Raw genomic sequence first — 1,580 nt, forward strand, 5'->3', positions numbered from 1 at the left:
AAATTTAGACAAGTAAGATTCTTTTTTAGAATATTAAATTCAGTCAGAATTTTTCAGGTCAGCCATTAAGGGTAACGGTTGAGCTATGAACAGTACGGGAGCAAACTAGCGTTTGCTATCCGCCACGCACATAGCGAAATCTTTTTGTTTTGATTTATTTTTTCCTTTCCAGAGCAAAATCCAAAAGATTTTGCGGACTCTATAAAAATACACAAACCTTTCGATTAAGCCCGAAGACCGTATTGTTTATAGGTTGTGTTGTAACCAGTTTTTTATTCCAATCGTATGGTCAATATTGCTCTCAAATAACAAAAAACAATTCATTTATTGAAGATTAATTTGAGCATTAATTCGCTTCAAATGTATTTTACCATTATCCGATTCTAACTTCATTAATAAAGCTCCTTTGTCTTCCGTAATATTAACCTTAAAATCTCCGTATAAATTTTTTAATTTCGATTTTATTTTAACTGAATCTCCATTTGAATTAAACTCAAATTGGGCTTTTATAACTTTTTGACTGTCGTCGTCCAAAAAAACAATTAGTTGATTATCCTGTGTGATTTTAGCTAGCTTAGAATAATAAACTAGTTCATTTTCATAATATCCAACAAAATCTTCTCCATTTACATACATGAATTGGACGTTCCAATCACCATATATCGGGTTTTGATTGGAATTGCTGACACATGATGTGATGATTAAAAAAGAGAAAAACAGTAATATTCGTAAAGTATTTATCATTTATTCAGGTCAGCCATTAGGGGTAACGTGTTTGTGTATGATTTCGTTGCGTGTTTCAGCAACTAATTTAGCAAATACAAACCGAATAGAAAATCCGCGAGGATTTTCGTAAGGAAGCGAGAACTAGCCATTAATTATACACGGTGTTAGGCTTTGTTTTTATATTTATTTATTATTTCATCGTCCCATACTTGAGCTTCAATGTACTTATCATATTTGAATCTTTCTTCTGTCATACACTTTTCATCCGATGGGATTCCGTAATCATTTATTAGGTCATTCATTTCGTCCAACAAGAAAACTTGTCCGTTGCAATCTTTTCTATAAGTTGCGAGTTTTGGCTCATCGTAAAACTGAAATGAGACCATACTATCTGGATAAGTAAAACTTATATGTTCAGGTTTAAATTCGGTTAAAGGAATTTTTATGACACCAGGATTCACATACCAAGATTTTGCCCAGTTACATTCTCCCAATGTAAAATAGAAAGGGTCATTTCGATTAGGTTTTCCACCTTTTGAGATTAATTGTTCTTTAATTCTCTTTTCTAATGCCAACCTTAATTCAATATAGTTTTCAGGCCTTTTGCTATTCCAACCTTTCGAGATTTGATTTTGAATTTTTTCAGCTTTTTCATAACCATGCTCGGTAATATTTCGGAATGGTCCGTTGTCGAGTTCGTAATAATGAAATAAGAATTTCGGTATAATCATATTTTTTTTGTATTATACTGAAATAGGTTGACCTTTTTTTTTGTCTTTTTTGTCCGTTCAAAAGATTTTTTTCAGTCGTTTGGAAGGCAAAAAAATAGTTTGAACTAGGCCTGTTCTTAAATT

General features: G+C 31.8%; 2 protein-coding genes. Both read right to left on the reverse strand.

The features are described from left to right. Positions 1–324: 324 nt before the first annotated feature. A complete protein-coding gene (locus Q0945_RS15835; protein ID WP_299436579.1) occupies positions 325–636 on the reverse strand; it encodes a hypothetical protein in 312 nt (103 codons plus the stop codon). A gap of 254 nt (positions 637–890) precedes the next feature. Next, on the reverse strand, positions 891–1,457 hold the full coding sequence (locus tag Q0945_RS15840) for a hypothetical protein (RefSeq protein WP_299436582.1): 567 nt from the start codon (positions 1,455–1,457) through the stop codon (positions 891–893). Positions 1,458–1,580: the final 123 nt, after the last annotated feature.

This window comes from uncultured Maribacter sp., assembly GCF_947500405.1.
Lineage (GTDB): Bacteria > Bacteroidota > Bacteroidia > Flavobacteriales > Flavobacteriaceae > Maribacter_B.